Below are 7,321 nucleotides of genomic sequence, written 5' to 3'. Positions count from 1 at the left end.
TCGATGCTGTACATCCAGCGCAACGCCGAGGGGAGAATCTCGCGCGTCGAGGACGCCGAGTTCGACGGAATGACCGGCACCCTGCCGGCGGACCACCCGGACATCCAGGCCTGGGCGGCCGAGAGCAGCCTGCTGCAGCTCAAGCAGAGCGACCTGGACATGATCCGGGTACTGGAAGACTTGATCTCGGTGCTGATCACCAAAGGGGTGATCCGCATCACCGACCTGCCGCCGGCGGCGCGTTCCAAGTTGCTCAACCGGACGCAGGCCCGTGAAGCGCTGGGCGGGCTGACCCGGCTGATCAACGACGACGAGGAAACGGGGCTGATCTGAGCCCCGTTTTTCTTTTCCGGCAAATGTTCCCCTGTAGGGCGCATAACCCGGAACGGGTTATCCGCCGATGCCACGACGGCGGATAACGCTGGCGCGTTATGCGCCCTACGGCCCTGGAACCACGGCACACGTCGGCCCTGCCGACGGATCGCGGGCATGGCTCGCTCCTACAACGTTACAGACGCATCACCACGGCGCCGGCCCACCGAACAGCTGCCCCTGCACGCCCTGGATACCCATCTCCTTCAGCACCCGGAACTCCCCTGCCGTCTCCACGCGCTCGGCAATCAGCGGCAGGTCGATGCTGTGCGCCGCGCGCTGCATCGCCTCGATGAACAGGCGCTTGTCGTTCTCCTGGTCGATGTGGCGGATGTGGCTGCCATCGACCTTGAGGTACGCCAGCCCCAGCCGCGCCAGGTTGCCGATCATGCTGAAGCGCCCGCCGAAGTGCTGCAGGCTCAGGCGATAGCCCAGCTCGCCGAGGCGGCGGGTCAGCGCTTCCAGCACCGGTTGCGCCGGCAACTGGTCTTCTTCCAGCTCCAGGGTCAGGCGCCCGGCGAATTGCGGGTGCTGGCGCAGCAGGTCGAACACGCGGGTGGTCGCCCATTCATCCCGCAGCAGCGCAGCGGACAGGTTCAGCGCCAGCGGGCGGTTGTGTTTGGCCATGTCGGCCAGCACGCTTTCGAGCATCAGCAGGTCCAGCCGCGCGGTCCAGCCGAAGCGGTCCAGCCAGGGCAGGAAGCGCCCGGCGGCGATGCTGCCGCCCTGCCCGTCCGGCAGGCGCGAGAGCACCTTGTAATGCAGCACCACCTGCGGGTCGGCGCAGGACACCACCGCCTGGAAATGCAGCTGGAAGCGCTTGTGCATCAGCGCCTCGTCCAGCAGCTGGTGCCAGCTGTGGCGCTCCTCGGCGACCGGCTTGGCGCCGCCCTGGAGGAAGGCCCAGCAGCTGTCGTTCTGTCGCTCGGCCTGCACCAGCGCCTCGTCCGCGCGCTGCAACAGCGCCTGCGCCGACTCGCCGGAAACGAAGGGCACCAGCCCCAGGCAAGCCACGGGGCTCACATCGCTGGCGCCGGTGGTGGCCAGCGCGGCGAGCATGCCTTCCAGGCGCATCGCCAGGGCTGGCGCGTCCTCGGGCATCAGCCCCGGCGCCAGCATCACGAACTCGCCGCCACGGCTGCGCGCCAGGGTCAGGCCGGCGCCCAGGCCCTGCCCGGACAGACGCAGCTGGTCAGCCACCGCCTTGAGCAACTGGTCGACGCGCTGGCCGCCCAGACGCTGGTTCAGCCCGGCGAGGTCGTTGACCCGCAGTACCAGCAGCACGCCGCTGCTGACCTGGTCCTCGGCGCTCAGGCGGTTATTCAATTGCATGTCGAAGAAGCGTCGGTTGCCCAGCCCGGTCAGGCTGTCCTGGTAGGCCTCGTCGCGAAGGCGTTCGCTGCGCTGGGCCTGCTCCTGGAACAGCGCCTTGAGCTTCTCCACCATCTGGTTCATGGCCTGCACCACGCGGCGCAGTTCGGGGGTGCGCGGCAGTTCCGGCAGGCTGAGGAATTCGCGGCGGGCAATGGCGTGGGACTGCGCCACCATGTAGTCCAGCGGCCTGAGCTGGCGGCGCAGCAGGATAGCGCCGAGCACGGCGCTGGCGATGCCGCACAGCACCAGCCAGAGCAGGCTGCCTAGGGTGCTCTGCCAGAGCTTGGCGATGGCGAACATCGGGTGGCTGAGCACCTCGACCCGCGCGGCCTGGGTCCAGCCGCGGCTGACGATGGCGTCGCCGCCGGCCGAATGCAGGTCGATCAGAGAGATGAACCACTGCGGCACCTTGGCGGCCACCGCGTCGGGGACCCCGGTGCGCTCCACCATCACCTTGCCGGTGGCCAGGTCGATCACCCGGATGCTCTCGTAGTAGCCGCTGTCGAAGATCGAGCTGACCATCAACTCGACCATCGCCGGGTCGTCGATGTTCGGCGTCAACGACAGTCCCAGCGCGGTGGCCGCGTCCTGGGCGTGGGAGCGCAGCTGGTTGCCGTACTGCTCGCGCGAGCTTTCCAGGCCGACCATGAAGCTGCCGCTGAAGGCGACCACCAGGAACAGGCAGATGGCGATCAACAACTGTTTGAACAGGGACATCGTGTCTCCAGGCTCCCCCCGCGGGAGCTATTCGTGTCGGTGCAGCTATTCGTTCCGTGGCTACTCATCCAGAGGGAAGCCTTCGGCCTTCATCTTCTTCAGCAGGTCCTGCCAGCGCGACAGCCGCTTGCTGTCGCCGACCTGCTTGCCGCCACCCGCGCCATTGCCGGCGAGCCACAGGCCCTCGCCGTTGAACGCGTAGACCGGCTGCAGGTCGCTGCGCTGGCTGGCCGGCAGGATGCTGCCGATCAGGTTGTCCAGCACCAGCGGCACGGCATCGGGCCGTGGGTAGTACGTGAGCACCATATGCGCCTGGTTCAGGCGCAGCGCCTTGACGTAGGTAATGCGCAGCTTCTGTGCCGGCACGCCCAGGTGTCGCAGGCTGATGTACTTGGCGATGGCGAAATCCTCGCAATCGCCGGCGCCCTTGAGCAAGGCCTCCACCGGCGTGGCCCAGTAGTCCACTTCGTGCCAGAGGCTCAGGTCATCGGTGAAGCGCAGCTGGTCGTTGAAGAATCGATTGACCGCCTGCAACTGGTCGCCCTCACTCGCCGTGGCCTGCTGCGCGAGCAGCTTCTGCCAGGCGTCGATGCGCACCTGGCCTTGACCCAGCGGCCCGTAGAGGCGCGTGGATTGCTGGCTGATCAGCTGGAAGTCCCATTCGGCCTGCTGCGCCCCCGCCAGGACGCCGAGCGAAGCCGCCAGCATCAGGGCCAACGGCCCCGGCCAGCAACGACGCAACACCCTGGAACAACGGTTGAGCACGATCGCGACTACTCGACTGCGAGCGCCGGCAACCAGCTGCCGGTGCAGGGGTCGCATGGTGCAGACTGGCCGCGAAAAAAACAATGGCACAATGCAATCATCGCATTGTGCCATCCAGGGGAGACGCGGCCTGGCGGGGAACCGACCGCGTAGATGGGGAAAGAATCAGCTCTTCTGCGGCGGGGTGACGACGTCGAACCAGAAGTTGAAGTCTTCCAGCATGCCGAACAGCTTGGCCAGCAGCAGCGGGTTGCCCGAGCTCTTGAGCTTGCCCTCGAACACCAGACGCACCGGCGAGACTTCCTTGAGCATCAGGCGGTTGAGGTCGGCACGGTCGATGGTCACGGTCTGCCCGGCGCTCTCGCTCTGCACACCCTTGATGTTGTTCAGGTGCGAGTTCTTCAGCTCCAGCAGGTACTGCTCGTTCTTGTCCGGCAGCACCAGGTTGATGGCGAAGTCTTCACCCTCGGCCTTCTCGGCATTCAGGCGCACGCCGAGGTAGTCGAACAGCAGGCCGGTGTCCATCGCCGCCAGCGCATCGGGGCTGCCCGATTTCATGGTCGGCATGTCACGCGGCACACCATTGCGCAGCTCCTGTGCGGCGGTCAGGTAGCTGTTGCGCCAGCCGGCGTTCTCCGCCTGGTAACCGAGCTGCTCCAGGGCGTCGGCCTGCAGGTTGCGCGCGGCCTGGTTGGTCGGATCGGCGAAGACCAGCTTGTTGACCACCTCCACCACCCAGCGGTACTCGCCCTTGTCGAAGGACGCCTTGGCCATCTGCAGCAGGTGATCGGCGCCGCCCATGAACTCGACGTACTTCACTGCCGACTCCTCCGGCGCCAGCGGGTTCAGCGTCGCCGGGTTGCTGTCGTAGTAGCCCAGGTACTTGTTCACCACCGCGCGCACGTTGTGGCTGACGCTGCCGTGGTAGCCACGGTTGAACCACTCGTTGGCCAGCTCCGGCGGCACTTTCAGGCGCTCGTGGATCTGGTTGATGGTCACTCCGTTGTTGGCCAGGTGCAGCGTCTGGTCGTTCAGGTAGCCGTACATGTCACGCTGCTTCTCCAGGGTGCGGACGATGTCCTCGTGCCCCCAGCGCGGCCAGTTGTGCACGGCGAACATAACCTCGGCCTTGTCGCCGAACCGGTGCAGCGCCTCGTTGATGTACTTGCTCCAGCCCAGCGGGTCGCGGGTCTCGGCGCCGCGCAGGGTATAGAGGTTGTGCAGGGTGGCGGTGACGTTCTCGGCCATCAGCAGCGCCTTCTGCTGCGGCAGCCAGACGTTCATCTCCGCCGGCGATTCGGTGCCCGGGGTGTTCTGGAAGGTCACAGGCACGCCATCGATCTCCATCTCCACCAGCGAGCCATCGACGGTCTTGGTCGGCGCGATGATGCTCATCGGGCCCTTGGCGACGGCCTTGCCGATGGCCATGTCGACGTGGCCTTCCGGGCCCTGCGGCAGCATGGTGCCGTACTGGTAGGTGGCTCGGCGCAGCATGGCGTTGCCGGCCAGCACGTTCTCCTTGATCGCCGCTTCCATGAAGCCCTTGGGCGCGATGATCTGCACCTCGCCCTTGTCCACCTGCTCCTGGCTGACCAGGCCCTTCACGCCGCCGAAGTGGTCGATGTGGGCATGGCTGTAGATGACCGCGCGGATCGGCTTCTGCCCCAGCTCCTGGCTCACCAGGGCGTAGGCGGCCCTGGAAGTCGCCGGGGTGGTCAGGGTATCGATGACGATCCAGCCGGTCTTGCCTTCGATGAAGGTGGTGTTGGCGAGGTCGAAACCGCGCACCTGGTAGATGCCGTCGGTGACCTTGAAAAGGCCGTAGCTGAGGTTCAGCTGGGCCTGGCGCATCAGGCTCGGGTTGACGCTGGCGACGTCCCTGGCGGCCTTGAGGAAGTCGTAGCCGCCCAGTTGCCAGGCCACCGTGCCGTCCTCGTTCTTGATCACGAGGTTCTCGGGGCGCTTGATCAGGCCTTTCTCCACCCGGTCGAAATCGGCACGGTCACTGAACGGCAGCGACTGTCGCACCTGCTCCTGCGCGGCCTGGGTGAAGGAAGTCGGGGGCTTGGGCTGTTCGGCGGCGACCAGCAGGCCGGGGCAGAGGCTGGCGAGCAGCACGGCAGCGGAAAGACGGGACATCGGAAGGCTCCGGAATTTGTTGTTGTGCTCGCACTATGCCGGCCGTCGCGCTAATAATTCCAATGCATTCCAACTTAACAATCAATGCAGGAAGCGCATGAGCGATCTCCGCCAGCTACGCCACTTCGTCGCCCTCGCCGAGCACGGTCACTTCGCCCGCGCCGCCGATGCGGTGAATCTTAGTCAACCCGCCCTGTCGCGGAGCATCCAGGCGCTGGAAGGCCAGCTGAGCTGCCAACTCGTGGACCGCAACCCGCGCGGGGTCACCCTCACCGCCCATGGCCGGCTGGTGCTCGAACATGCCCGCCGCCTGCTGGCCGGTGACCGTGCGCTGAAGAACGCCGTGCTGCAACTGGCCGACCTGGAGACCGGCGAGCTGCGCCTGGGCGCCGGCCCCTTCCCCGGCGCGCGGCTGATGCCGCAGGTGCTCGCGCGCTATAGCAGTGCGCACCCGAAGGTGTCGGTGCTGCTGTCCATCGAGAACTGGAGCGAGCTGCACCAGCGCCTGCTGGACGACGAACTGGAGCTGTTCATCGCCGACTACCGCGAACTGGAAGGCGACAACCGCCTCGACATCCTGCCGCTGCGGGTACACCGGGGCGTGCTGTTCTGCCGGCCGGGGCATCCGCTGCTCGGCAGCGTGCCATCGGTGGAGCGTGCGCTCGACTACCCGCTGGCCGGCCCGCGCCTGCCGCGCGACGCCCACGAAGGGCTGGCTCGCACCCTCGGCCGCGAGCAGCCGCTGAGCGTGCAATGCGATGACGTGCTGATGCTCAAGGAGCTGGTGAAAGGCAGCGACGTGCTCTGCCTGGCTACCTGGGATGTGGTGGCCGCGGATGTGCAGGCCGGCAGCCTGGCGGTGCTGCCCTGGCCCAGCAGCGGCGACGTTGCAGGGCGCGGCTCCGCCTATGCCCTGGTACGCCACGCCAGCCGCAGCCTGTCGCCTGCGGCCAGCCAGTTCGTCGAGTTGTTGCTGGAGGAAGACGCGGCGTTCAACGCCGCGTCATGAGGCTCAACGGCGCCAGCCCTGGTAAGGGCCACCGTAATAGGCCGGCGGCGGCGCCGGGCGATAGTAGTGCGGCCGGTCATGCCAGCCACCACGGTCGTGGTCATGCTCGTAGACCACGCAGCCGGTCAACGGAAGGATCATCAGTACAGCAGCGAAGAAACGACGCATGGCGCCTCCATCAGGCGAGCCGGCCGCCCCGCCGGGGTGCGGGGCGTACATTCTTCCGGTCTCACAAGATCAGACATGTCTGTCAGAAGGCGGTGCCGCGGCGAAAGGTAAAGCTTGGGTAAATCAGCCGTTTACAGTGGCCAGACGGCGAACCTTGCGGCTCTGCAGGTGGAGCACGCCGAACAGCAGCACCTGCACCTGCTCCAGCCAGGAACGGCGGCGCGCCAGCAACAGCACCTCGCCCACATGCACCACCAGCAGGATCGCGGAGAGCCACAACAGCGGGCGATGCAGCTCGCCGAACGGGTAGATCAGGTTGAGCACGGCGGCGACCCAGAACATGGTCAGCGCGCCCTTGGCGAAGCTCAGCAACTCGGACATGGCGATGGATTCCTCAAGGTGAAGGTGACTGCAGTCTGCCGCCCGGCGCGCCCCGCCCGCTCCTGCCTTTCGACTGGCCCCGCGCACCAGGATGCGGCGTCGCGCTTCATTTGAGGGCGGCGCAACGCTCCGGCTTGCAGCGAAACCTCCGCCCCGATCCAGCGCAGCCCTTCTGCCCCGGCACTTTCGCCAACTTGGCACGCCGCTCGCTTTGTATCGAGTGTGCAGGATCGATCCGAAGCATTCGGAAAGCGGCACCACAATCTGACAATGGATGACTAGGGTTCCGGCTCGCGCAGCGAGTGACTGGTCCGAGAGTCATCGACCTCCAGCGAGGTTACACGGCGGGACAAAAGCCCGGGAGACGAGAGCGACAAGTGCCGCCCGACTCCTGCC

7 protein-coding genes and 1 riboswitch are annotated in these 7,321 nt (G+C 66.5%); of the genes, 2 read left to right on the top strand and 5 right to left on the bottom strand.

Going from position 1 to position 7,321, the window contains the following annotated elements; genetic code table 11:
* Positions 1–3: 3 nt before the first annotated feature.
* Entirely contained in the window at positions 4–333 is a 330-nt protein-coding gene (locus IB255_RS07730; protein WP_081517608.1) for a tryptophan synthase subunit beta, read from the top strand.
* A 186-nt stretch (positions 334–519) separates the two neighbouring features.
* Here IB255_RS07730 and lapD read toward each other — a convergent pair whose 3' ends face one another.
* The 3 genes from lapD to IB255_RS07715 form a co-directional block, all read right to left on the bottom strand.
* Positions 520–2,463: a cyclic di-GMP receptor LapD gene (gene lapD / locus IB255_RS07725; RefSeq protein ID WP_081517607.1), complete on the bottom strand. Its 1,944-nt coding sequence runs from the start codon at positions 2,461–2,463 to the stop codon at positions 520–522.
* A gap of 60 nt (positions 2,464–2,523) precedes the next feature.
* Positions 2,524–3,171: a cysteine protease LapG gene (gene lapG / locus IB255_RS07720; RefSeq protein WP_192210018.1), complete on the bottom strand. Its 648-nt coding sequence runs from the start codon at positions 3,169–3,171 to the stop codon at positions 2,524–2,526.
* 222 nt (positions 3,172–3,393) lie between these two features.
* On the bottom strand, positions 3,394–5,367 hold the full coding sequence (locus IB255_RS07715) for an alkyl/aryl-sulfatase (protein ID WP_192210017.1): 1,974 nt from the start codon (positions 5,365–5,367) through the stop codon (positions 3,394–3,396).
* 97 nt (positions 5,368–5,464) lie between these two features.
* Here IB255_RS07715 and IB255_RS07710 point away from each other — a divergent pair, with 97 nt between their 5' ends.
* Complete coding sequence (locus IB255_RS07710) at positions 5,465–6,376, top strand: LysR family transcriptional regulator (RefSeq protein ID WP_192210016.1); 912 nt, start codon at positions 5,465–5,467, stop codon at positions 6,374–6,376.
* A gap of 3 nt (positions 6,377–6,379) precedes the next feature.
* Here IB255_RS07710 and IB255_RS07705 read toward each other — a convergent pair whose 3' ends face one another.
* Together IB255_RS07705 and IB255_RS07700 are read right to left on the bottom strand one after the other, a co-directional pair.
* Positions 6,380–6,544, bottom strand: coding sequence for a hypothetical protein (locus tag IB255_RS07705; protein ID WP_167523272.1), 165 nt, complete (start codon positions 6,542–6,544; stop codon positions 6,380–6,382).
* A gap of 123 nt (positions 6,545–6,667) precedes the next feature.
* On the bottom strand, positions 6,668–6,925 hold the full coding sequence (locus IB255_RS07700; protein ID WP_081517603.1) for a DUF1145 domain-containing protein: 258 nt from the start codon (positions 6,923–6,925) through the stop codon (positions 6,668–6,670).
* Between the two features lie 267 nt (positions 6,926–7,192).
* A riboswitch (guanidine-I (ykkC/yxkD leader) is annotated at positions 7,193–7,291 on the top strand.
* The last annotated feature ends 30 nt before the right edge of the window (positions 7,292–7,321 follow it).

The sequence above is a fragment of the Pseudomonas sp. PDM22 genome (assembly GCF_014851965.1).
Lineage (GTDB): Bacteria > Pseudomonadota > Gammaproteobacteria > Pseudomonadales > Pseudomonadaceae > Pseudomonas.
Note: the sequence above shows the minus strand (reverse complement) of the source record. Positions and strands in the feature narration are given on the sequence as shown.